Consider the following 23544-nt stretch of genomic DNA (forward strand, 5'->3'; position numbering starts at 1 on the left):
ATTCCCCCGTTGGAAATTAGGCAAGGCTAACCTAAGACTTGGAGGGCTCGGGGTGACCAGCGAGACCTACCGCGACGCCTTCGGCATCCCCCATCTGCGCGCGGCGGACGTGCACGCGCTGGCCCGCGCGCAGGGCCGGGTCACCGCGCTCGACCGGGCCTGGCAGCTGGAGGTCGAACGGCACCGCGCCCAGGGCACGTCCGCGTCCTTCCTCGGCCCCGATGAGGTCCCCTGGGACGTTCTCGCCCGCCGGGCCCGCCTGGCCGACACCGCCCGCCGCTGCTTCGCCGCGCTGGAACGCCGGGACCCGGAGACCGCGCGCTGGGTGCGGTCGTACGCCGACGGGGTCAACGAGGGCCTGCCGGCCGGCGCCCGCCGCGCCCCGGAGTTCGCCCGCACCGCGCTCACCCCGGGCCGCTGGGAGCCCTGGACCCCGCTCGCCGTCTGGCTCTCCACCCATCTCCTCTTCGCGGGCTTCCCGGCCAAGCTCTGGCGCGAGCAGGCGATCCGGCACCTGGGCCCGGACGCGGTGGGCCTGTTCGCCACCGACGGCCCCGGCACGGCGGGCAGCAACGGCTGGCTGCTCGCCGGCGCCCGCACCGCCACCGGCCGGCCGCTGCTCGCCGGCGACCCCCACCGCTTCATCGAGGACCCCGGTGTCTACCAGCAGATCCGCCTGGCCTGCCCCGAGTTCGACGTCCTCGGCCTGGCCGTCCCCGGCGTCCCCGGCCTGCCCCACTTCGGGCACGCGGGCGCGGTCGCCTGGGGCATCACCAACGCCATGGCCGACTACCAGGACCTCTACCGCGAGCGCCTGCGCCGCGCGGGCTCCTCGGTCGAGGTGCTGGGCCCGGACGGGCGCTGGCACCCGGCGCACGCGCACACCGAGACGCTGGAGGTCGCGGGGGAGGCGCCCGTCGAGGTCGAGGTGATCGAGACGGAGCGGGGCCCCGTGATCGCGGGGGGCCCGGAGACGCCGTACGACCCGGAGGCCGCCGACGGCGGGGCGCTCGCCCTGCGGTACCCGCCCCGCGTCACGGAGGACCTCGGCTTCGGCGCGCTGCTCCCGCTCCTGCGCGCGCGGAACGTCGCCGACGTCGACCGGGCCCTGGACGCCTGGGCCGAGCCGGTGAACGTCGTCCAGGCGGCCGACACCGACGGCGGCACCCTGCACCGCGTCGCCGGGCGCGTCCCGCTGCGCGCCCGCGCCAACCGCCTCCACCCGGTGCCCGCCTGGCGCCCCGGCCACGACTGGCACGGCTGGCACGAGATGCCGTACGCCCCCGTCCCGGACGGCATCGCCGTGATGGCCAACCAGCGCGGCCCGGCCGCCCCGCTCGGCGTGGAGTTCGCCCCGCCGCACCGCGCCGACCGCATCCGCGCCCTCCTCGACACCGGTGGCCGCTGGAGCGCCGGGGACATGGCCGCGATCCACACCGACACGCATCTCGCCTCCGCCGCGCCCCTCCTCGACCACCTCGCCGCGCTCGACGGCCTCGCCCCGGCCGCGGCCCGGGTGCGCGACCGGCTGCTCGCGTGGGACCGCCGCATGGACGCCGACAGCACCGACGCGGCGCTCTTCGCGGCGCTGCGCGGCGCGGTCGTACGACTCCTCGCCGCACAACCGGCGTTCGCGCCGCTCACCGAACCCCCGGCGTACCCGGTGGCGCTGCGCCCCTGGCTGGCCCTCGTCCCGCGCGTCGGCTTCGCCCTCGAACACCTGCTGCGTGCCGAGGAGTTGTACGGCATCGACCGTCCGGCCCTCGTCCGTGAGGCACTTGAGGACGTGGCCGCCCAACCCCCCACCGGCACCTGGTCGGACACCCACCGCCTCGTCCCCTGGCAGGCCCTGCCGGACGGCCTGACCACCCCGGGCCTGGCCGGCGACCACGACTGCGTGCTGTGCACCTCCGCCGTGCCCGGCCTCACCGACCTTGCCGCCCGCGGCCCCGCCGCCCGCTGGGTCTGGGACCTCGCCGACCGGGACGCCAGCCGCTGGGTGGTCCCCTTCGGCGCCGACGGCGTCCCCGGCAGCCCGCACCACCACGACCAACTCCCCCTGTGGCTCGGGGGAGAACTCGCCCCCGTCGTCACCGACTGGAACCGGCTCACCCCCGACCGCACCCCCGACCGCACCCTGGAGCACCCGCATGACCACTGACGCGCACGAGACGTCGTACGAGCAGCACGTCGACGGCTTCGGCACCGTCCGCGTCCGTCCCCTGGACCCCGCCGCCGACGCGGACGTGATCCACGCCTGGGTGAGCGAGGAACGCGCCGCCTTCTGGGGCATGACCGGCCTCAGCCGCGACCAGGTCGCCGAGATCTACGCCCACATGGCCACCCTGGACACCCACCACGCCCACCTGGTCACCAAGGACGGCGCCCCGGCCGCCCTGTTCCAGACGTACGAGCCCGCCGCCGACCGCGTCGGCGAGTGCTACGACGTCCGCCCCGGCGACCTCGGCGTGCACGTCCTGCTCGCCCCCGCCGACCCCGCCGGCGCGCGCCCCGGCTGGTCCGCCGCGCTGCTCACCGTCCTGACGACGTACGCGCTGACCGTCCTCGGCCGGGAGCGGCTGGTGGTCGACCCGGACGTCCGCAACGCCAAGGCGATCGACCGCTTCGTCCGCCAGGGCTTCGTGCCCGGACCCGCCGTCGTACTGCCCGAGGTGGACCTCCCCGACGTGTACCTGCCCGAGAAGCACGCCCAACTCGCCTTCCTGGAGCGTCGGTAGCGCGCCGGTGGAGCGGGGACGGGGGGCTGGGGTGGTGCGGGGGTAGCCTTCCGGGGGTGACGACTCCGCACGAGCTGATCGCGCACTACGGACTCGAACCGATCCCCCGCGAGGGCGGCCTGTTCCGGCGTACCTGGGAGGGGCCCGAGCGGGCGGACGGCCGCCCCGAGGGCGCCGCCATCGTGGCCCTGCTCACCGCGGACGACTACTCCGCCCTGCACCGCCTCCCGCACGCCGAGATCTGGCACTTCTACCTCGGCGACCCGCTGCACCTGCTGCTCCTTGCCCCCGACGGCACCACCCGCACCGCCGTCCTCGGCCCCGATCTGCGCGCCGGACAGCAGGTCCAGCTGACCGTCCCGGCCCGCACCTGGATGGGGGCGCGGGTGGCCCCGGGCGGCGCCTGGACGCACTTCGGCTGCACGACGGCCCCCGGCTTCACCTACGCGGACTACGAGCACGGGGACGCCGCGGACCTCACGGCGCGCTACCCCGCCGAGGCCGCCCGGATCAGGGAACTGTGCCGCACATGAACCTCCTCGACGGACAGACCGCCCTGGTGACCGGCGCGGGCGGCGGCATCGGCCGCGCCATCGCGCTGCGCTTCGCCGGACAGGGCGCGGCGGTCGCCCTGCACTGCCGTACGGCGGTCACCGCGGCCGGGGAGACCGCCGACCGGATCCGCGCGGCGGGCGGCGAGGCGGTCGTACTGCGCGCGGACCTGACCGACGAGGACGCCTGCCACCGCCTGGTCCACGACACCCTGGACTGGTCCGGCGGCCGGCTCACCGCGCTGGTCGACAACGCGGCCGTACAGCCGGTGCGGCCACTGCCCGGGATGACCGCCGCCGAGTGGCGCGCGGTGATCGACACCGACCTCACCAGCGTCTTCGCCTGCACCCAGGCCGCCGCGGCCCATATGCGCGGGCACGGCGGCGGCACCGTCACCCACATCGCGTCCATCGAGGCGGCCCACCCCGCGCCCGGCCACGCCCACTACGGCGCGGCCAAGGCGGCGGTCGTGGCGCACGCCCGGTCGGCCGCGCTGGAGTACGGCCCCGACGGCATCCGCGTCAACACGGTCTCCCCGGGCCTGATCGACCGCCCGGGCCTCGCGGACGCCTGGCCGGACGGCGTCCACCGCTGGCGCACCGCCGCCCCCACCGGCCGCCTGGGCCGACCCGAGGACATCGCCGACGCCTGCGTCTTCCTGGTCTCGCCGCTCGCCTCCTGGATCACCGGGCACGACCTGGTGGTGGACGAGGGCGTGTCGGCGCGGCCTACCTGGTGAGCGCCGTGCTCGGCGGGGCGGCGCCGTTCGCGTTCCCGTTCCTGCTCGCGCGCCACTCCAGGGCCTGGGGCTCCTCGGTGAACTCGATCAGGTGCTGCCCGGCGAACCGGTGCAGCGCGTCGCGCACCTCCACCGGTGTGGCGTAGAAGAACTCCTTGCGGCTGTTGACCTGGTTGACCCGCTGGGACGCGAAGTGCCGGTGCAGTTCCGCCTCCAGGCCGACCGCGTCCTTGCTGAAGATCAGCGCGTGCACGTCGAAGCGGAAGGGAACGGCCGCACCGCTCAACTCGTAGACCCGTTCGAGGGGTTCGAGCCGGCGGGTCATGCCGATCTTCACGATGCGATCCCCGAAGGCGCCGACGTTCGAGACGACGTACACATAGCCGGTACGGATGTTGGCCGCGCGGGACTCGACGTCCTGGAGCGAGTTCTCGATCTCGGCGAGCTTGGCCTCCAGCTCCGTGGCGCCGCTCTCGTCCCCGCGCTCGCGCAGCCGCTGCAACGCCGCCTGGTAGTGGCCGAGTTCCTTGTTCAGCTTCTCGCGCTGCCGGTCCAGCTCCCGCTGCACGGCGGCCTCCTCCCGCTCCCGGGCGCGGGCCTCGCGCTGTGCCTCCTTCTCCTCGTCCTTCTTCTGGAGGTAGTCGGCGGTGAGTTCCAGCTCCCGCACCCGCGCGTCGTGGAACTCGTCGCTGATCCGGATGTGCATGGTGGCGCCCAGTTCGGCGATCGTCTCGCGGCTCTTGTAGAGCCGGTCGACCAGGGAGGCGAGCCGGTACGGCCGCATGGACCGCACCGCGTAGTCGGCCTCGGCGTTGTAGGCGCGCAGCATGAGCTTGGAGAAGTCGCGGACCATCTTCTGGCCCTCGCGTCTGGAACCGTTGACCGTCCAGTCCGTGGTGGCGTGCACGGCCCGGCCCGCGCGGGCCAGCGACTTGATCTCGTCCCGGAGCGTGTCGAGCCGGCTGCGGTAGGCGATCGCGTCCTGGAGGACATGCCGGTAGGCGTAGATCCCCGCCTCCTGGAGCAGGGCGGTCTCATCGGCGTTGACGATCCGCGCCTGGAGTTCGGCGAGCCGCCGGTCGGCCGCGGCGACCTCCGCGCGGCGACGGTCGGCGTCCTCGCGCAGCCGGTCGGTCTCCTTGGCCGCTCGGCGCGCGTCGGCGAGGATCTCCTTCGCCGTGGCCCGCGCGTCCTCGACGATCCCCCTGGCCTCGTCACCGGCCTCGGCGACCGCCCTCTCCCGCAGCGCCGCGGGCCTCCGCCTCGACCTGCCGTACGAGGTCGGCGACGCGTTCGGCGTCCAGCCCCTGCGTCCGCGCGATCCAGGCCCGCAGCTCCTCCGCCTCGGAGACCGCGTCCGCACGGCGCCGCCCGAACGACCGGCCCTTGCGCGGCGCCGGAACCACGGGCGCGGCACCGACGGCGAGGGCACCGGTCTCGGGGCCGCCGCCCTCCGGGACCCACAACTGCCAGCCCTCCGGAGCGGCCGGCCACGCCGGATCGGGCCGCCAGTCCGCCGGCGGCGTCCACCCCACGGGCGGCACGGGCCAGCCCGGCGGCGGATTGAAGCGATAAGCGCTCATTCCCCCCCCGTGAAATGCGCAGAGCGCGATTCTCCGGGCGAGCGGCGACCGGGGCGCCCACCTGCCCCGCCTTGTGACCTTCTTGTGATCGCGCACGGGCAGGCAGACACACAACGCCGAAGGGCCCCTGTTTCCAGGGGCCCTTCGGCATCGTGCCCGGTGAGGCACTGGCGGAGGATACGAGATTCGAACTCGTGAGGGGTTGCCCCCAACACGCTTTCCAAGCGTGCGCCCTAGGCCTCTAGGCGAATCCTCCGGTCGGAACATTACATGACCGAGGAGGGTGCTCGCGAACTCGTTCCCGCAGGCCCGGATCGGGTACTCTCTGCGTAGCCCCTCACGCGGCGCTATCTGACTGAACTCCCCCAGGGCCGGAAGGCAGCAAGGGTAGGTCGGCTCTGGCGGGTGCGTGGGGGGCGTCTGCGTTGGCGGGGGCTTCGGCGGGACCGGTTGTCAGCGGTCGCCTATAACCTCGTAAGCGTGTCGTCTCTCGCGCTGTACCGCCGCTACCGTCCCGAGACCTTTGCCGAGGTCATCGGGCAGGAGCATGTCACCGACCCGCTGCAGCAGGCGCTGCGCAACAACCGGGTCAATCACGCGTACCTGTTCAGCGGGCCGCGTGGCTGCGGGAAGACCACCAGCGCGCGCATCCTCGCCCGCTGCCTCAACTGCGAGCAGGGCCCCACACCGACCCCGTGCGGCGAGTGCCAGTCCTGTCAGGACCTCGCGCGCAACGGACCGGGTTCGATCGACGTCATCGAGATCGACGCCGCCTCCCACGGTGGCGTGGACGACGCCCGTGAACTGCGCGAGAAGGCCTTCTTCGGCCCCGCGGGCAGCCGGTACAAGATCTACATCATCGACGAGGCCCACATGGTCACGTCGGCCGGCTTCAACGCCCTGCTGAAGGTCGTCGAGGAGCCGCCCGAGCACCTCAAGTTCATCTTCGCCACGACCGAGCCCGAGAAGGTCATCGGCACCATCCGCTCGCGGACCCACCACTACCCGTTCCGGCTGGTGCCGCCCGGCACCCTGCGGGACTACCTCGGCGAGGTGTGCCAGAAGGAGGACATCCCCGTCGAGGACGGCGTGCTCCCCCTCGTGGTGCGCGCGGGCGCCGGATCCGTCCGTGACTCCATGTCCGTCATGGACCAGCTCCTCGCCGGCGCGGGCGCGGACGGCGTGACGTACACCATGGCCACCGCCCTCCTCGGCTACACCGACGGCTCCCTCCTCGACTCCGTCGTCGAGGCCTTCGCCACCGGCGACGGCGCGGCCGCCTTCGAGGTCGTCGACCACATCATCGAGGGCGGCAACGACCCGCGCCGCTTCGTCGCCGACCTGCTCGAACGCCTCCGTGACCTGGTGATCCTCGCCGCCGTGCCGGACGCCGCCGACAAGGGGCTCATCGACGCCCCCGCCGACGTCCTGGAGCGCATGCAGGCGCAGGCGTCCACCTTCGGGGCGGCCGAGCTGAGCCGCGCCGCCGACCTCGTCAACGAGGGCCTCACCGAGATGCGCGGCGCCACCTCGCCCCGCCTCCAGCTCGAACTCATCTGCGCCCGCGTCCTGCTCCCCGCCGCCTACGGCGACGAGCGCTCCCTCATGGCCCGCCTCGACCGCATCGAGCGCGGCGTCAACTTCAGCACGGGCGCCGGTGCCCCCGCCATGGGCTACGTCCCCGGTCCGGAGGCCCACGGCGGCGCCCCGGCCCCGACGGTCCCGCCCGGCGGTGGCCCGGCGGCGGCACGGGCCGCGGTGCGGGGAGTGCCGGGCGGAGCGGTTCCCGGTTCCGGTCCGGGAGCCGGTGGTGCGTCCGGTGCTCCCGACTCCGGCGCGGCCCCGGCTGCCCCCGCACCCACGCCTGCCCCCGCACCCACGCCTGCCCCCGCTCCCACGCCTGCCCCCGCTCCCGCGCCTGCTCCGGAGCCCGCCGCTCCGGTGGCGCCCGCCCCCGCTCCCGCCGAGCAGCCGGCCCCGGCCGCTCAGGCTGCTCCCCCCTCCGCCGCGCCGGGTGCCTGGCCCACGGCCGCTCCCGCCGGTGGGGGACGGCGCCCCGGTGGCTGGCCCACGGCCGCCGCGCCCGGCGCTCCGCAGCAGCAGGCCCCGGCGGCCGCCCCCCGGACGCCGGCCCAGCCCGCCCCTGCCGCCCCCGCGCCCTCGGCCCCCCAGCCCCCCGCGGCTGCCCCCGCCGGTGGTCTCGACCCCCGCATGCTCTGGCCGAACATCCTGGAGGCCGTCAAGAACCGCCGGCGCTTCACCTGGATCCTGCTCAGCCAGAACGCCCAGGTCACCGGCTTCGACGGCACCACCCTCCAGCTCGGCTTCGTGAACGCCGGGGCCCGTGACAACTTCGCGAGCAGCGGCAGCGAGGACGTGCTGCGGGCCGCGCTGGCCGAGCAGTTCAACGTGCAGTGGAAGATCGAGTCGCTGATCGACCCGTCCGGCGGTGGCTCCGCGCCCCCGGCCCCGGGCGGCGGCTCCGCCGGCTTCGGCGGTGGCCCGGGTGCCCCCGGCGGAGGTTACGGCGGTGGCGGCGCGCCCACCGGCAGCGGCTACGGCTCCGCGCCCGCGCCCCGCCCGAGCGCCCCCTCCCAGCCCGCCCCGCAGCCCTCCGCCCCCGCACCGGGCGGCTCCGCCTCACCGGCATCCGGCCCGGCGACCCCTCGCCCCGCCGCCCCCGAGCCGCCCCCCGTCTCCATCGAGGACGACATCCCCGAGGACGACGACCCCGACCTGGACGAGTCCGCCCTCTCCGGCCACGACCTGATCATGCGCGAACTGGGCGCCACGGTGGTGGAGGAATTCACCAACGAGTGACCGAGTACGGGGGGACGTCCCCTCGAAGCCGACGCCCCCGCCAACTCCCCGGGGGCGCGGGGAACTGCGCGCTCAGCCACGACGCCCCGCTCCCGACGACGGACCCGGGCCACCAGTCACGGCAGCCCCCGGCACTCCTCGAAGCCGACGCTCCCGCCAACCTCCTGGGGGCGCGGGGAACTGCGCGCTCAGCCACGACGCCCCGCTCCCGACGACGAACCCGGGCCACCAGTCACGGCAGCCCCCGGCACTCCTCGAAGCCGACGCTCCCGCCAACCCCCCAGGGGCGCGGGGAACTGCGCGGCCAGCCACCGCGGACCCGCACCCGAACACGGACCCCTGCCCCCCGGGGCCGCACACTCACCGCCCCCTTGTAGGAACGTACCGCTTCCCCACCCCCCAGACTTCGGCAACCTTGCCATTAGGCTGACCCCGTGAACGTCCTCGTCATCGGCAGCGGCGCCCGCGAACACGCCCTGTGCCGCTCCCTGTCCCTCGATCCCGACGTCACCGCGCTGCACTGCGCCCCCGGCAACGCCGGCATCGCCGAGGTCGCCGAGCTGCACCAGGTCGACGCGCTCGACGGTGCCGCGGTGACCGCGCTGGCGCAGCGGCTCGGTGCCGAGCTGGTCGTCGTCGGCCCGGAGGCCCCCCTGGTCGCCGGTGTCGCCGACGCCGTGCGCGCCGCCGGCATCCCGGTGTTCGGCCCGTCCGGCGAGGCCGCCCGCCTGGAGGGCTCCAAGGCGTTCGCCAAGGACGTCATGGCCGCGGCCGGGGTGCCGACCGCCCGCTCGTACGTCTGCACCACCGCCGAGGAGGTCGCCGAGGCCCTCGACGCCTTCGGTGCCCCCTATGTCGTCAAGGACGACGGACTCGCCGCCGGCAAGGGCGTCGTCGTCACCTCCGACCTGGACGCCGCCACTGCGCACGCCGCCGCCTGCGAGCGCGTGGTGATCGAGGAGTTCCTCGACGGCCCCGAGGTGTCCCTGTTCGCCGTCACCGACGGCGAGACCGTCGTACCGCTCCAGCCCGCCCAGGACTTCAAGCGCGCCCTGGACGGCGACGAGGGTCCCAACACCGGTGGCATGGGCGCCTATTCGCCGCTGCCGTGGGCCGACCCGAAGCTGGTCGACGAGGTGCTGCACACGGTGCTCCAGCCGACCGTGGACGAACTGCGCCGCCGCGGCGCGCCGTTCTCCGGGCTGCTCTACGCCGGTCTGGCGATCACCGGCCGGGGCGTGCGGGTCATCGAGTTCAACGCCCGTTTCGGCGACCCCGAGACCCAGGTCGTGCTGGCCCGGCTGCGGACCCCGCTGGCCGGGCTGCTGATGGCCGCCGCCACCGGCAACCTCGCCGACCTGCCGCCGCTGCGCTGGAGCGAGGACGCGGCCGTCACCGTCGTCGTCGCCTCGCACAACTACCCCGGCACCCCGCGCACCGGCGACCCGATCACCGGTCTGGCCGAGGTGGCCGCCGAGGACGCCCCGGACGCCTATGTGCTGCACGCGGGCACCCGGCAGGACGGCGACGCGGTCGTCAGCGCGGGCGGCCGCGTGCTGTCCGTCACCGCCACCGGCAAGGACCTGACCGAGGCGCGCGAGCGGGCGTACCGGGCGGTGGGCCGGATCGGGCTCGACGGCGGGCAGCACCGTACGGACATCGCGGCGAAGGCCGCCGCCGAGGCGCTCTGAGCGCCCTCCCGACGCCTCCCAGCTCCCGTTTCACCCACACAGGCCCCGGATCCGCAATCCGGGGCCTGATCTTTGCTTTCTGTCACCCAGCTCTGACCAAAGCCATTCCATCGAGTGAGCAATCGCCCATCCGGCTGACGTGGGCCGGGGTCGCAACTAGGGTGCCGCGCAAGCGTTCCCGCACTTGGCACACCGGCATTGCGCGGTTGGCTCATCGGCCCCGCGCACTTGGCCCACCGGCATTGCGTTGTCAGTGACGGGTGCCACAGTGGGGGAGTGAGCAGCACCAGGACAGCACGGCATCGACAGGGGAGGGGGTGAGGTCGGCACGTGACCGGAATCGGTGTGGAAGCGGGCGCGCAGGCCGCGCGTTCCCGGGCCCTCGCGGTGTTGCGGGTCCGGGGCCGGGCCCTCGGCGTGGCCGTGCTGCCCGCGGCGGCCGAGGTGATCCTGCTGGCCGGCGCGGCCACGGGCCACCTGGTCGGCCCCGGCTGGGACACCGCCCGCTGGATCGTGGGCGCCCTCGCGGTCCTCGTCCTGCTGGCCACCGCCGGCATCGCCCTGGTCGTCGGCCGGGCCCGCCCCGCCATGACGCCCACGGTGCCGGTCACGGAGGAGTCCGCCCCCGACCTGTACCGGATGGTGCGCGACCTCGCCGAGCGGCTGGAGGTCCCGGCGCCCTCCGCCATAGCCCTGACCCCGGACTGCGACAGCTGGCTGGAGGACCGTACGCACGCGGCGCACGGCCCGCCCGCCCGGCCCGCTCCCGGCGAGGCGGACATATCCGGTGAGGGGCGCCGCCTCCGCCGGGTCCCCGTGGCGCCGGTCCTCGTCATCGGCTCCCCGTTCCTGTGGTGGATGCGGGTCGGCGAGCTGCGCGCCGTCATCGCCCCGGTCGTCGCCGGTACGGGCCCCTCGGCGCAGCCCGACATAGCCGCCGCCCGGCGCTTCCTGCGCGGCCTGGACGCCGCCCTGGCCGTGGCCGCCACCCCGCGCCGGGGACCGCTGGCCCGCGGCGCGTGCGCGGTCCTCGGCCGGGTGACCCGGCTGCTGCTGGGCGCCTGCCGTGAGCACGCCGCGCAGATGGAGCGTGGGGTCGCCGCGGCGGCCGCCGAGCGGGCGCGGACGGTGGACTACGGGCTGCGGATCGTCGCCCAGGAGCAGGTCGGGCTCGCGTACGCGGGCTGGGACCGGCTGCTGACCCGGGTGGCGCTGCCCGCCTGGCGGATGGGCCGCTGGCCGTCCCGGCTGGACGCGGGTGTGGTGGCCGCGCTCACCGAGCTGTCCCGGCGCGACCGGCTGGCCGAGGGCTTCACCTCCCGCCTCGGCGAGCGGCCCGCCTGCGATCTGCTGGAGGAGCCGGGAAGCGTGGACGAGGCCACCTCGCTGCTCGCCGCGCGCCTCTTCCACGGCGGCCCCGCCGGACCCCGCGCCGACTGGGCGCCGGTGGACTGGCAGTCGTACCCGGAGGAGGTCGTGGACCGCACCTGGCGCGCCGACGCGGCCCGGCTGCACCGCGTCCTGGACTCCCTCGGCACCCGCCCCGCCCGGCACACCGGAGCCCCCACCCTGGCCCGGGTCCTGGACCACCTCACCGAGCCGACGGACCCGCCCACCGAGCCGACGGACCCGGCCACCGAACCGACGGACCCGCCCACCGAGCCGACGGACCCGGCCACGGAACCGAGGGACCCGGCCACCGAGCCCACGGGTACCCCGACCGAGCCCACGGACCCCGCGACCGAGCCCGCGCTCACCCCCACCGAGCCCGCGAACCCCGCCCGACCAGCGGCCCCCGTGCCCGGCGCCACCCCCGCCCCCGCCGACACGGACGCCTTCCCGGGTCCCACGACGGCCGACGGGGACATCGGGGACGACGGGGACGACGGGGACGACGACCCCGGCACCGAACGCAGCGCCCTCCTCGCCGCCGGCCTCAGCGCCGAGGTCGCCCGGGAGGAGAGCGCCGTGCCGCACGGCGCCACCGCCGCCGGACAGAGCCCGCCCAGCACCCTCTGGGACTGCGGCGCGCTGCCCCTCGTCCCCCTCCAGCCCCCGCGTACCGCCCGCGAACTGCTGACCGATCACGTCACGGCGATGGTGTGCTGCGCCGCCGTCGACACGGCGGGCGCGGTCCCGGCCCTGGACTGGCTGGACGGCCCGTCCCTGCTGCTGCACGGCGAGCGGGCGGCCGACCTGACCCCCCGGGTGCTGAGCCTGATCGAGGAGGGCGACCCGGGCCCGCTGCGCGACTGGCTGGCCGCCGCGGGGATACGCCCCGAGAAGCCGATACGCCTCGTCTGACCGCCGGGGCACCCTCGCCCAACGGGAGCCTCGGCTTCCACTTAGGTTAATTCGCAACGAACAGTGACCGAGCCCGTGCGTCATGTGATGTGCTGGAGCCATCACGCACCTGGCAAAGGCATGCGACATACGACAGCAGGGCCGAGCACCGCGAGCACCGCCCACCCACAGGACGTCGGGGGGCTCGGGGAGGGGAGCGACCATGGCCTCGGACCACATCCGCCGCTGGGAGTCCGGAGCGATCGCGCACGCCGTCACGGATCCCTTCGGCCTGGGCCCGGTGCCCTGGCTGCGCGGCAGCGAGACCTACTTCGACGACACCGGCCACGTCGTGCCCTGGTACGTCGACGCCGTGCCCCAGCAGCACACCCGGGGCGACGCGCGCATCCCCGCGCCGCGCACCTCCCCCGGCGGTCCCCGCTCGGCCGACGACGTGCACCGCCAGATCAAGGGCTTCACCGCCACCGGCGCGGTCGCGCCCGGCGAGGCGATCGACTTCCACATCACGGTCGACCCGCCGCAGGAGTTCTCGGTCGACATCTACCGGATCGGCCACTACGCGGGCGACGGCGCCGCCAAGATCACCACCAGCCCCCGGCTGTCCGGCATCGTGCAGTCCCCGCCGCTGACCGCCGACCGCACGGTCTCCTGCCACCACTGGTGGCAGTCCTGGCGCCTCCAGGTGCCCTCGCACTGGAGCGTCGGCGCCTATGTGGCCGTACTGACCACCGCCGACGGCTACCGCTCCCATGTGCCCTTCACGGTCCGCGACGACCGCCCGGCCGATCTGCTCCTGCTGCTGCCCGACGTGACGTGGCAGGCGTACAACCTGTACCCGGAGGACGGGCACACCGGCGCCAGTCTCTACCACGCCTGGGACGAACAGGGCGCGCTGCTCGGCGAGGCGGACGCCGCGACCACGGTCTCCTTCGACCGGCCGTACGCGGGCGCGGGCCTGCCGCTGCACGTCGGGCACGCCTACGACGTCATCCGCTGGGCCGAGCGCTACGGCTACGACCTCGCGTACGCCGACGCCCGCGATCTGCACGCCGGCCGGGTGGACCCCACCCGCTACCGGGGCCTGATCTTCCCCGGGCACGACGAGTACTGGACGCTGCCCATGCGCCGCGCCGCCGAGCGGGCCCGCGACCACGGCACCTCGCTGGTGTTCCTCTCCGCCAACACCATGTACTGGCAGGTCGAGTTGGGGGCCTCGCCGTCCGGGACGCCGGACCGGCTGCTGACCTGCCGCAAACGCAAGGGCCCCGGCAAGCCGGTGCTGTGGCGGGAGATCGACCGCCCCGAACAGGAGCTGATCGGCATCCAGTACGCGGGCCGGGTCCCCGAACCGTGCCCGCTGATCGTGCGCAACGCCGGGCACTGGCTGTGGGAGTCGACCGGCGCGCACGAGGGCGACGAGATCCCGGGCCTGGTCGCGGGCGAGGCCGACCGGTACTTCCCGCGCACCGCGCTGCCCGCGCACGACGAGCGCATGCTGCTCGCGCACTCCCCCTACACCGACGCCGGCGGCGCCCTGCGCCACCAGGAGACCTCCCTGTACCGGGCCCCGTCCGGCGCCTGGGTGTTCGCCTCCGGCACCTTCGCCTGGTCCCCGGCCCTGGACCGCCCCGGCCATGTGGACCCCCGTATCCAGCGGGCCACGGCCAACCTCCTGGACCGCATCTGCAAACGCGACTGAGCCGCCCCCGGCCCCGGGCGACCCCTGGCCGGAACCGGCCGCCCCCATGAGGGAGAATCGAGGCAGTTGGACAGAACCACGGGGAGGAACCGTGTCCGGATTCGTAGAAAAGCCCGAGCCGATCCAGGTTCCGGGCCTGGTGCACCTGCACACCGGAAAGGTGCGGGACCTGTACCGGAACGAGGCGGGCGACCTCGTGATGGTCGCCAGCGACCGCATGTCCGCCTACGACTGGGTGCTGCCCACGGAGATCCCCGACAAGGGCCGTGTCCTCACCCGGCTCTCCCTGTGGTGGTTCGACCAGCTGCGCGACCTGGCCCCGAACCATGTGATCTCCGAGGAACTGCCCGCCGGCGCCCCCGCCGACTGGGCGGGCCGCACCCTGATCTGCACGTCGCTGAAGATGGTCCCGGTCGAGTGCGTGGCCCGCGGCTACCTCACCGGCTCGGGACTCACGGAGTACGAGCAGTCCCGGACCGTGTGCGGCCTCGCCCTCCCCGAGGGCCTCGTCGACGGCTCCGAGCTGCCCGCCCCGATCTTCACCCCGGCCACCAAGGCCGAGGTCGGCGAGCACGACGAGAACGTGTCCTACGAGGAGGTCGCCCGCCAGGTCGGCGCCGACACCGCCGCCCAGCTGCGCCAGGCCACCCTCGCCGTCTACTCCCGGGCCCGCGACATCGCCCGCGAGCGGGGCATCGTCCTCGCGGACACCAAGTTCGAGTTCGGCCACGACGGCGACACGCTCGTCCTCGCCGACGAGGTGCTCACCCCGGACTCCTCCCGCTTCTGGCCGGCCGACCAGTGGCGGCCCGGGCGCGCGCAGCCGTCGTACGACAAGCAGTTCGTGCGCGACTGGCTGACCTCCGCGGAGTCCGGCTGGGACCGCAGGGGCGAGCAGCCCCCGCCGCCGCTGCCGCAGCAGGTCGTGGACGCCACCCGGGCCAAGTACGTGGAGGCGTACGAGCGTCTGACCGGCACCAGCTGGTCCTAGGCACACGAAGAAGACCCCGGTCCGATGGACCGGGGTCTTTCTCTGGAGCGGACGACGAGGCTCGAACTCGCGACCTCAACCTTGGCAAGGTTGCGCTCTACCAACTGAGCTACGTCCGCAGTGCGCCGTGGCGCGACAGCTACTATACCCAACCTCGCTCGCGGGCGAGACGCACTGCCGTGTGCCGGTTCTCGGCGCCCAGCTTGGTGACGGCCGAGGAGAGGTAGTTGCGCACGGTCCCGGGGGACAGCGCGGCCCGCTCGGCGATCTCCGCGACCGGCGCCCCGTCGGCGGCCAGCTCCAGCACCTCCGCCTCCCGGGCGGTCAGCGGGGAGTCCCCGGCGGAGATCGCGTCGGCGGCCAATTCCGGGTCCACGTAACGGCTTCCGGCGTGCACGGTCCGGATGATCTCGGCGAGCCGCTGCGCGCTGACGGTCTTCGGCACGAACCCGCGCACCCCCGCCGCGAGGGCCCGCTTCAGATGCCCCGGCCGCCCGTGACCGGTGACGATCAGCACCTGGCAGCCGGGTACTTCGGACCGCAGCGATGTGGCGACCCTCACACCGTCCGCGCCCGGCATCTGGAGGTCGAGCACCGCCACATCGGGGGCGTGCGCCCGCGCCATCGCCAGCGCCTCGGGCCCGGTGGCCGCCTCCGCGACCACCAGCAGATCGTCCTCCAGCGAGAGCAGGGCGGCCAGCGCGCCCCGGATCAGATGCTCGTCGTCGGCGAGCAGCAGCCGTACCGGATCACTCATGACGTGACGTCACTCACTTCCCGCGCCTTTCGCGGCGCCTCGTCCAACCGCGGCGTCTCGTCCAACCGCGGCGCCTCGTCCGACCGCGGCGCCTCGTCCGACCGCGGCGCCTCGTCCGGCAGCGGCACCTCGGCCACCAGCCGGAACCGGTCCTCGCCCGCGACATCGGCCGCCAGCGTCCCGCCCACCGCCGCCAGCCGCTCCCGCAGCCCGGCGAGCCCCGACCCGCCGCTCGTACTCGTCGCGGCGGCCCGCACCCCGTCGTTCTCCACGGTCAGCACCACCACACCCTCCCGTACCTCCAGCTCCACCGCGCACCGCCGCGCGTCCCCGTGCCGCAGCACATTGGTGGTCGCCTCCCGCACCACCCAGCCGAGTGCCGACTGCACCTCGGCCGGCAGCCCGGCCGGCTCCGCCCGCACCTCGCAGCCGATCCCGGCCGCCTCCAACACGCCTTGAGCACCCGCGAGTTCGGCGCCCAGATCGGCCGCACGGTAGCCGCGTACGACGGCCCGCACCTCCCGCTGGGACTCCTGCGCGATCCGCTGCACCTCGATCATCTGCGCCACCGCCTCCGGCCGTCCCCGCCGGGCCAGTTGGACGGCCAGTTCGCTCTTGAGGGAGATCACGGAGAGGTTCCGCCCGAGGACGTCGTGCAGATCGCGCCCGAACCGCAGCCGTTCCTCGGCGACCGCGAGCCGGGCCTGGATCTCCCGGCCGCGCTCGGCCTCCCAGAGCACCGCGAGGGTCCAGGCGCCGCAGCGGGCGGCCAGCAGGGTGAAGGCGGTGGCGAAGGCGGCGGCCAGCGCGGTCGCCGTCGCGCCGAGGCCGCTGGGGTGGGCGAGCAGCAGGACGACCACGAGCAGCGCCGACAGGGCGGCGGACCGGCGCAGGAACACCGCCAGGGGGACGGTGAGCGCGTAGGTCATCCCGAAGGACACCAGCACCGCGCCGAGCACCATCCGGCTGGTGGGCCCGCCCAGCCTGCCGAGCGCGACGAGCGTCACGAGCAGTGCGAGGGCCAGGGCGAGCAGCAGGGCCGCGACGCGGTGGGCCCGCGCGGGCAGTTCGGACCGGCCGAGGTAGTGGTCGAGCGCCGGGCGGACGAGCCGGCAGGCGACCAGGCACTGGAGCAGGCCGACGGCGATCAGCAGGACGCCGAGCGCGAGGGCTCCGGGGTGCCGTTGGAGGCCGCCGGCCGTGATCGGGGGCAGCATCCAGCTCAGCGGGAACAGCCAGATGGTGGCGTTCCAGGTGACCACGCTCTGCAGCTCGACCCGCTCGGCCTTGCTCCGCTCGCCCCAGTACCGCCGCTGCCATCCCCGCATCCGCCCCAGCACGCGCCGCACCCCCGTCCTCAGCGCCGTGGTTCCCAGCGGAACCACCGTCGTACAGCAAACACCGCCACCACGGTCCAGGCCAGCGCGGTGGCCAGGGCGGCCAGGGTCCCCGGGCCGCTCGACCGCCCGGTCCAGCCCGCCTCGACCAGCCGGATCGCCGGGGACAGCGGGAGCAGCGCGCAGACCGACGCGATCCGGTCGGGCAGGGCCGCGGCGGGGATCGTGATCCCGGAGCCGAGCATGGACACGAGGAGCAGGGGCAGCGCGGTCACCTGGGCGCTCTCGGTGGTCCGGGTGAAGGAGGCGGTGACGGCGGCGAGCGCGGCACTCACCACGAAGCCGGACAGCAGCCCCGGCAGGATCAGCCAGGGTGCCTTCGGCGGGCCGGTGTGCAGCAGCAGGGTGCAGCCGGCGGACAGCACCAGGACCTGGGCGAGGCCGAGTCCGACGGCGGGCAGGGCGGTGCCGGTGAGGATCTCGGCGTCGGAGAGTTCGCCGGTGCGCAGCCGCTTGAGGACGAGTTCCTCGCGGCGGGCGACGAACGCGCCGACCAGGGCGGTGTAGACGGCGAAGAGGAAGGAGAAGCCGATGGCGGCCGTCAGCATCGCCGTACCGGCACTCACCCCGTGCGCCGTCAGATCGAGCCGGGCGTACGCCCCCCGTACGGTGAACGGCAGCGCGAGCGGCACCAGCAGCGCGGTGACCACGGCCCCCCGGTTCCGCCCGAGCAGCGCCAGCTCGGCCCGCCCGAGCGCCCCCAACCGCCGTCCCGCCCCCGTCCGTGCGACCCCGCTCATGCCGCTTCCTCCCACGCTCGCGTCCGTCCCGGTGCCGCCCCGCTCACGCCGCCACCCCCTGACCGACCCCGCCGTCCTGCCCCGCGATCCCCAGGAACGCCTCCTCCAGGGAGGCCGAGCGCACATCGAGGGCGTGCAGGCGCAGGCCCGTACGGTCGGCCCAGGCGAGGACGCCGGCGGCGGTGCGCTGGGGGTCGGTGGTGTGCAGCCGTACCGTCCGGCCCTCGTGCTCGTGCCCGCAGACGCCGAGGGCGGCCAGCGGGGGCAGATCGCCGAGGTGGTAGCCCTCGGGCAGCTGGAAGCACATCCGGCCGGGGCGGCCCGCGGTGACCTCGGCGGGGGTGCCGGCCGCGGCGATGCGGCCCGCGTGCAGGATGGCGAGCCGGTCGGCCAGGCCCTCGGCCTCCTCCAGGTAGTGCGTGGTGAGCAGCACGGTCGTCCCGGCGTCCCGCAGCGCGCGCACCAACTCCCAGGTGTCCCGGCGGCCTTCGGCGTCCAGGCCGGTCGTCGGCTCGTCCAGGAAGAGCACCTCGGGGTCGCCGAGCAGGGCGAGCGCGAGGTCGAGCCGGCGCCGTTCGCCGCCGGACAGCTGCTTGACCCGCACCTCCTGCCGGTCCCCGAGCCCCACCCGCGCCAGCACCTCCTTCGCGGGCCGGGCGCCGCTGGTGCAGCCCGCCCACATCCGCGCGGTCTCCGCGACGGTCAGCTCCGCGGGGAAGCCGCCCTCCTGGAGCATCACGCCGGTGCGGGGGCGTACGGCGGTGCGTTCCCGGTAGGGATCGTGGCCGAGGACCCTGATCTCGCCGCGGGTCGGCGCCGCGAGCCCCTCCAGGAGTTCCACGGTGGAGGTCTTGCCCGCGCCATTGGTGCCGAGCAGCGCGAAGATCTCCCCGCGCGCCACGGCGAAGCTGATTCCGCGTACGGCCTCGAATCCGTCGGATCCGCCGCCGTAGACACGGGTGAGGCCGGTGACCTCGATCACCTGCTCGGGTCCGTCGATGTCCATGCCCTCAGCGTCCCGGCGTCCGGGGACGGCCGGCAGTGCGCGGTGTCATCGGCCGGCATGACAAATGTCAGCGGCGGTCCGGAAGTCGGGCGGTCCGGAAGTCGCTGCGGGGAGAGCACGAAAAAACCCCGGTCACGAAGACCGGGGTTTTTCCTTGGAGCGGACGACGAGGCTCGAACTCGCGACCTCAACCTTGGCAAGGTTGCGCTCTACCAACTGAGCTACGTCCGCACTGCCCCCGACCGGCTCCCACCGATCGGTGCGAGCACCAGCCTACCTGATCCACGAGAGTGGTCGGGACGGCCGATGCCAGAGCGGGTGACAGGAATCGCACACTGCGCCTTCCCCCTGGAAGGGGGATGTTCTACTACTGAACTACACCCGCACGATCCTCGGGGTTTTGGCCTTTCGGCCTCGCCCCTCGGCGTGTCTCAGACATTAGCTGATCAGCAGGGGGGTAGCGCAAGTCGGCTCCTCGGACGGCCGTCCGCGCGCCCCCGCACCGCCCAAGTGCACGGTGTCCAGGGCCCGCTGACGGACCCTGGACAACCGCCCCTTCGCGGGCTCCGCACGCCTCACTGCGCGCTGCTGAACGCCTCGTAGACCTTCTTGGGGATGCGTCCGCGCGCGGGCACGTCCATCTTGTTGGCCTGGGCCCAGGCGCGCACGGCGGCCGGGTCGGGCGCCACCTCGGTCTGCTTGTACGCCTTGCCGGAGCGCGACCGCTTGCGGCCGGCCTCCACGTACGGCGCGAGCGCCTTGCGCAGTTTCTTGGCGTTGGTTTCGTTCAGGTCGATCTCGTACGACTTGCCGTCGAGTCCGAAGGCGATCGTTTCCGCCGCTTCCGAGCCGTCGATGTCGTCGAAGAGAGTGACCACGACCTTTTGCGCCACGAATATCGGTCCCTTCGTGCGGCACGTCGATACAGCTCACCGGCGTTGACGTGCCGAGTATCGGCTATTGCCAATTCATTTGTACAGTGCCCGGCAATGCAAAGTGAAGCCCGACTAAATCCGTCCGCGTGTCCGTACGCAATAGGGGTTGCGGGCGGCCTGTCGAACTTTCCCAGAACTTTTCACGACCACCGGGCTCCGACACCCGATCGTGATGCGCCTCACGTAGTTTCCTCCAACTCTACCCGCGTAGAAATTTTGTGCGGGTAGTCTGAAGGAACCTGCTCAGCACCACACATCGGGAGTGCCAGTGGCACGCGTCGTAGTCGACGTCATGCTCAAGCCGGAGATCCTCGACCCCCAGGGCCAGGCGGTCCAGCGTGCGCTGCCGCGCCTGGGATTCGAAGGGATCTCGGACGTCCGTCAGGGAAAGCGTTTCGAACTGGAAGTTGACGGCCCGGTCGACGAGGCCGCGCTCGCCCGCATCCGTGATCTCGCGGAATCCTTCCTCGCCAACACGGTGATCGAGGACTTCACCGTCAAGGTGGAAGAGGGCGCGGAAGTCGCGGAGGCGGCGAAGTGACCGCTCGTATTGGCGTCGTCACTTTCCCGGGGAGCCTGGACGACCGGGACACCCAGCGCGCGATCCGACTCGCGGGCGCCGAACCGGTCGCCCTGTGGCACAAGGACAAGGACCTCAAGCAGGTCGACGCCGTGGTCCTGCCCGGTGGTTTCTCCTACGGCGACTATCTGCGCGCCGGCGCCATCTCCCGTTTCTCGCCGGTCATGGACACGGTCATCGAGCAGGCGAAGGCCGGCCTTCCGGTCCTCGGTATCTGCAACGGCTTCCAGGTCCTCACCGAGGCCCACCTGCTGCCCGGCGCGATGCTCGGCAACGACCACCTCCACTTCATCTGCCGCGACCAGAAGCTGCGGGTGGAGAACGCGGAGACGGCCTGGACCGGCGACTACCGCCGGGGCCAGGAGATCCACATCCCGCTGAAGAACATGGACGGCCGGTACGTCGCCGACCCGTACACGCTCGACCAGCTGGAGGCGGAGGGCCGTGTCGTCTTCCGCTACCTGGACATGAATCCGAACGGCTCGCTCAACGACATCGCCGGCGTCACCAACGCGGCGGGCAATGTCGTCGGCCTGATGCCGCACCCCGAGCACGCCGTCGAGCCGCTGATCGGTTCCGGCCGTACCGACGGCCTTCCCTTCTTCACCTCGATCCTCAAGAAGCTGGTCAACGCATGAGCCGCACGCCTCTGGACACGGTCGAGCACGCGGCCGCGACTCCCGACGTCGAGCTGCCCTGGGCCGAACTCGGTCTGAAGAAGGACGAGTACGAGCGGGTGGTGGAGATCCTCGGCCGCCGCCCGACCGGCGCGGAGCTCGCCATGTACTCGGTCATGTGGTCCGAGCACTGCTCGTACAAGTCCTCCAAGGTCCATCTGCGCCAGTTCGGCGAGAAGGCGCCCGAGTCGGACGCGCTGCTCGTCGGCATCGGCGAGAACGCCGGTGTGGTGGACGTCGGCCAGGGTTACGCGGTCACCTTCAAGGTCGAGTCGCACAACCACCCCTCGTACGTGGAGCCCTACCAGGGCGCGGCCACGGGCGTCGGCGGCATCGTCCGCGACATCATCGCGATGGGCGCCCGCCCGGTCGCGGTGGTCGACCCGCTGCGCTTCGGCGCGGCCGACCACCCCGACACCAAGCGCGTCCTGCCGGGCGTGGTCGCGGGCATCGGCGGCTACGGCAACTGCCTGGGCCTGCCCAACATCGGCGGCGAGGTCGTCTTCGACGCCTGCTACCAGGGCAACCCGCTGGTCAACGCCGGTGCCATCGGTGTGATGCGGCACGAGGACATCCACCTCGCCAAGGCCTCCGGCGCGGGCAACCAGGTCATCCTGTACGGCGCCCGGACCGGCGGCGACGGCATCGGCGGCGCCTCGATCCTCGCGTCCGAGACCTTCGACGACGCCAAGCCCTCGAAGCGGCCCGCGGTGCAGGTCGGCGACCCCTTCCAGGAGAAGCTCCTCATCGAGTGCACCCTGGAGGCGTTCCGGGAGAAGCTGGTCGTCGGCATCCAGGACCTGGGCGCGGCCGGACTCTCCTGCGCGACCAGCGAGCTGGCGTCCAACGGCTCCGGCGGCATGCGCGTCACCCTGGACGACGTCCCGCTGCGCGACTCGACGCTCTCGCCCGAGGAGATCCTCATGAGCGAGTCGCAGGAACGCATGTGCGCGGTCGTGGAGCCCTCGAAGGTCGAGCGGTTCCTGGAGATCTGCGAGAAGTGGGACGTCATCGCCACCGTCATCGGTGAGGTGACCGACGGCGACCGGCTGGAGATCTTCTGGCACGGCGGCAAGATCGTGGACGTCGACCCGCGCACGGTCGCGCACGACGGCCCGGTCTACGAGCGCCCGTACGCGCGCCCCTCCTGGCAGGACGCGCTCCAGGCCGACGACGCGAACAAGCTGCCGCGCCCGGCGACCGCCGAGGAGCTGAAGGACCAGGTCCTCAAGCTCGTCGGGTCCCCGAACCAGGCGTCCAAGAAGTGGATCACCCAGCAGTACGACCACTTCGTGCAGGGCAACACGGTGCTGGCGCAGCCCGAGGACTCCGGCATGATCCGCGTGGACGAGGAGTCCGGGCTCGGCGTCGCCATCGCGACGGACGGCAACGGCCGCTACGCCAAGCTGGACCCGTACACGGGCGCGCAGCTGGCGCTGGCGGAGGCGTACCGGAACGTGGCGACGACGGGTGCGAAGCCGCTCGCGGTCTCGGACTGCCTGAACTTCGGCTCGCCCGAGGACCCGGCGGTGATGTGGCAGTTCGCGGAGGCGGTACGTGGTCTCGCGGACGGCTGCCAGCAGCTCGGCACCCCGGTGACCGGCGGCAATGTCTCGCTCTACAACCAGACGGGCGAGGCGGCGATCCACCCGACGCCGGTCGTCGCGGTCCTCGGTGTGATCGACGACGTCGCCCGCCGCACCCCGGTCGCCTTCCAGGAGGAGGGGCAGCTGCTCTATCTCCTCGGCGACACCCGCGAGGAGTTCGGCGGCTCGGCCTGGTCCCAGGTGATCCACGACCACCTGGGCGGCATGCCTCCGGTGGTCGACCTGGAGCGGGAGCGGCTGCTGGCCGAGATCCTGATCTCCGCCTCCCGCGACGGCATGATCGACTCCGCGCACGACCTGTCCGACGGCGGTCTCGCGCAGGCCGTGGTCGAGTCGGCGCTGCTGGGCGGGAAGGGCGCGCGCCTGGTCGTCCCCGACGGCCTGGACGCCTTCACCTTCCTCCTCTCCGAGTCGGCTGGCCGCGCCCTCGTGGCCGTCCCCCGCTCGGAGGAGCTCCGCTTCACCGACATGTGCGGCGCGCGCGGCCTGCCGGCCACCCGCATCGGTGTCGTGGACGGCGACGCGCTGGACGTCCAGGGCGAGTTCACCCTCCCCCTGTCCGACCTGCGCGAGGCCCACGAGAGCACGATCCCCGCGCTGCTGGCGTGACCACGAAGACCCCCGCCCGGATCCAGGTTCCGGGCGGGGGTCTTTCGGCGTGCACCGCGATCGCCGTCCGCGGTTCACGGCGGTGCTCACCCACACGGGTGAGTGCGCATAAGCTCGTT

18 protein-coding genes, 4 tRNA genes and 1 other RNA gene are annotated in these 23544 nt (G+C 73.6%); 13 read left to right on the forward strand and 10 right to left on the reverse strand.

Annotated features, from left to right (window positions below):
• Positions 1-52: 52 nt before the first annotated feature.
• The 4 genes from QHG49_RS18320 to QHG49_RS18335 are packed head-to-tail and all read left to right on the forward strand — an operon-like array spanning position 53 to position 4029.
• A complete protein-coding gene (locus QHG49_RS18320) occupies positions 53-2161 on the forward strand; it encodes a penicillin acylase family protein (protein ID WP_301490369.1) in 2109 nt (702 codons plus the stop codon).
• Positions 2151-2738, forward strand: a complete 588-nt coding sequence (locus QHG49_RS18325; RefSeq protein ID WP_145488512.1) for a GNAT family N-acetyltransferase — start codon at positions 2151-2153, stop codon at positions 2736-2738. The genes QHG49_RS18320 and QHG49_RS18325 overlap by 11 nt, the downstream gene beginning before the upstream one ends.
• Before the next feature lie 56 nt (positions 2739-2794).
• Positions 2795-3271 carry a cupin domain-containing protein gene (locus QHG49_RS18330; protein ID WP_159702874.1) on the forward strand — a complete coding sequence of 159 codons (477 nt, stop codon included), beginning with the start codon at positions 2795-2797 and terminating at the stop codon, positions 3269-3271.
• Entirely contained in the window at positions 3268-4029 is a 762-nt protein-coding gene (locus tag QHG49_RS18335; protein ID WP_301490370.1) for an SDR family NAD(P)-dependent oxidoreductase, read from the forward strand. Before QHG49_RS18330 ends, QHG49_RS18335 begins: the two co-directional genes overlap by 4 nt.
• Here the strand turns inward: QHG49_RS18335 and QHG49_RS18340 are convergent.
• A complete protein-coding gene (locus QHG49_RS18340) occupies positions 4019-5392 on the reverse strand; it encodes a DUF4041 domain-containing protein (protein WP_370530481.1) in 1374 nt (457 codons plus the stop codon). The genes QHG49_RS18335 and QHG49_RS18340 overlap by 11 nt on opposite strands.
• Before the next feature lie 388 nt (positions 5393-5780).
• Positions 5781-5868: transfer RNA gene (locus tag QHG49_RS18350), tRNA-Ser, on the reverse strand.
• Between the two features lie 72 nt (positions 5869-5940).
• Here QHG49_RS18350 and ffs point away from each other — a divergent pair.
• The 6 genes from ffs (at position 5941) to QHG49_RS18380 (ending at position 15117) form a co-directional block, all read left to right on the forward strand.
• Positions 5941-6037, forward strand: an RNA gene (gene ffs, locus QHG49_RS18355) — signal recognition particle sRNA small type.
• Positions 6038-6092: 55 nt separating this feature from the next.
• Positions 6093-8432 carry a DNA polymerase III subunit gamma and tau gene (locus tag QHG49_RS18360; protein WP_301490372.1) on the forward strand — a complete coding sequence of 780 codons (2340 nt, stop codon included), beginning with the start codon at positions 6093-6095 and terminating at the stop codon, positions 8430-8432.
• A gap of 434 nt (positions 8433-8866) precedes the next feature.
• Complete coding sequence (gene purD, locus QHG49_RS18365) at positions 8867-10123, forward strand: phosphoribosylamine--glycine ligase (RefSeq protein WP_145488520.1); 1257 nt, start codon at positions 8867-8869, stop codon at positions 10121-10123.
• 330 nt (positions 10124-10453) lie between these two features.
• Positions 10454-12427: a hypothetical protein gene (locus QHG49_RS18370; protein WP_301490373.1), complete on the forward strand. Its 1974-nt coding sequence runs from the start codon at positions 10454-10456 to the stop codon at positions 12425-12427.
• A 202-nt stretch (positions 12428-12629) separates the two neighbouring features.
• Complete coding sequence (locus QHG49_RS18375; RefSeq protein ID WP_145488521.1) at positions 12630-14126, forward strand: N,N-dimethylformamidase beta subunit family domain-containing protein; 1497 nt, start codon at positions 12630-12632, stop codon at positions 14124-14126.
• A 91-nt stretch (positions 14127-14217) separates the two neighbouring features.
• On the forward strand, positions 14218-15117 hold the full coding sequence (locus tag QHG49_RS18380) for a phosphoribosylaminoimidazolesuccinocarboxamide synthase (protein ID WP_301490374.1): 900 nt from the start codon (positions 14218-14220) through the stop codon (positions 15115-15117).
• Positions 15118-15160: 43 nt separating this feature from the next.
• Here QHG49_RS18380 and QHG49_RS18385 read toward each other — a convergent pair.
• The 8 genes from QHG49_RS18385 to QHG49_RS18420 all read right to left on the reverse strand — a co-directional run bounded on the left by QHG49_RS18385 (position 15161) and on the right by QHG49_RS18420 (position 19910).
• Positions 15161-15236 (reverse strand) — tRNA-Gly (locus QHG49_RS18385).
• 23 nt (positions 15237-15259) lie between these two features.
• Positions 15260-15874, reverse strand: a complete 615-nt coding sequence (locus QHG49_RS18390) for a response regulator transcription factor (RefSeq protein ID WP_145488525.1) — start codon at positions 15872-15874, stop codon at positions 15260-15262.
• Entirely contained in the window at positions 15871-17202 is a 1332-nt protein-coding gene (locus tag QHG49_RS18395) for a sensor histidine kinase (RefSeq protein ID WP_301490375.1), read from the reverse strand. Before QHG49_RS18395 ends, QHG49_RS18390 begins: the two co-directional genes overlap by 4 nt.
• 29 nt (positions 17203-17231) lie before the next feature.
• Positions 17232-18011 carry an ABC transporter permease gene (locus tag QHG49_RS18400; protein WP_301490376.1) on the reverse strand — a complete coding sequence of 260 codons (780 nt, stop codon included), beginning with the start codon at positions 18009-18011 and terminating at the stop codon, positions 17232-17234.
• Between the two features lie 43 nt (positions 18012-18054).
• Entirely contained in the window at positions 18055-19017 is a 963-nt protein-coding gene (locus QHG49_RS18405) for an ABC transporter ATP-binding protein (RefSeq protein ID WP_301490377.1), read from the reverse strand.
• Between the two features lie 155 nt (positions 19018-19172).
• Positions 19173-19248: transfer RNA gene (locus QHG49_RS18410), tRNA-Gly, on the reverse strand.
• Positions 19249-19330: 82 nt separating this feature from the next.
• A tRNA-Gly gene (locus QHG49_RS18415) sits at positions 19331-19402 on the reverse strand.
• A gap of 190 nt (positions 19403-19592) precedes the next feature.
• Positions 19593-19910, reverse strand: coding sequence for an Lsr2 family protein (locus QHG49_RS18420; RefSeq protein WP_145488531.1), 318 nt, complete (start codon positions 19908-19910; stop codon positions 19593-19595).
• 310 nt (positions 19911-20220) lie between these two features.
• Between QHG49_RS18420 and purS the strand changes: the two genes are divergently transcribed.
• From purS to purL, 3 genes are read left to right on the forward strand one after another with little or no spacing between them, the layout of a single operon-like run.
• Positions 20221-20493: a phosphoribosylformylglycinamidine synthase subunit PurS gene (gene purS / locus QHG49_RS18425; RefSeq protein ID WP_037650676.1), complete on the forward strand. Its 273-nt coding sequence runs from the start codon at positions 20221-20223 to the stop codon at positions 20491-20493.
• On the forward strand, positions 20490-21170 hold the full coding sequence (gene purQ, locus QHG49_RS18430; protein WP_145488533.1) for a phosphoribosylformylglycinamidine synthase subunit PurQ: 681 nt from the start codon (positions 20490-20492) through the stop codon (positions 21168-21170). Before purS ends, purQ begins: the two co-directional genes overlap by 4 nt.
• Positions 21167-23425, forward strand: a complete 2259-nt coding sequence (gene purL / locus QHG49_RS18435) for a phosphoribosylformylglycinamidine synthase subunit PurL (protein WP_301490378.1) — start codon at positions 21167-21169, stop codon at positions 23423-23425. Before purQ ends, purL begins: the two co-directional genes overlap by 4 nt.
• Positions 23426-23544 lie beyond the last annotated feature (119 nt).

This window comes from Streptomyces sp. WP-1 (assembly GCF_030450125.1).
Classification (GTDB): Bacteria; Actinomycetota; Actinomycetes; order Streptomycetales; family Streptomycetaceae; genus Streptomyces; species Streptomyces incarnatus.

Excerpts from the sequence above, each read along its gene's own strand:
- QHG49_RS18325 (WP_145488512.1), top strand. The coding sequence starts at position 2,151 with ATGACCACTGACGCGCACGAGACGTCGTACGAGCAGCACGTCGACGGC.
- QHG49_RS18335 (WP_301490370.1), top strand. The coding sequence starts at position 3,268 with ATGAACCTCCTCGACGGACAGACCGCCCTGGTGACCGGCGCGGGCGGC.
- QHG49_RS18375 (WP_145488521.1), top strand. The coding sequence starts at position 12,630 with ATGGCCTCGGACCACATCCGCCGCTGGGAGTCCGGAGCGATCGCGCAC.
- QHG49_RS18390 (WP_145488525.1), bottom strand. The coding sequence starts at position 15,874 with ATGAGTGATCCGGTACGGCTGCTGCTCGCCGACGACGAGCATCTGATC.
- QHG49_RS18395 (WP_301490375.1), bottom strand. The coding sequence starts at position 17,202 with ATGCGGGGATGGCAGCGGCGGTACTGGGGCGAGCGGAGCAAGGCCGAG.
- QHG49_RS18400 (WP_301490376.1), bottom strand. The coding sequence starts at position 18,011 with ATGAGCGGGGTCGCACGGACGGGGGCGGGACGGCGGTTGGGGGCGCTC.
- QHG49_RS18405 (WP_301490377.1), bottom strand. The coding sequence starts at position 19,017 with ATGGACATCGACGGACCCGAGCAGGTGATCGAGGTCACCGGCCTCACC.
- purL (WP_301490378.1), top strand. The coding sequence starts at position 21,167 with ATGAGCCGCACGCCTCTGGACACGGTCGAGCACGCGGCCGCGACTCCC.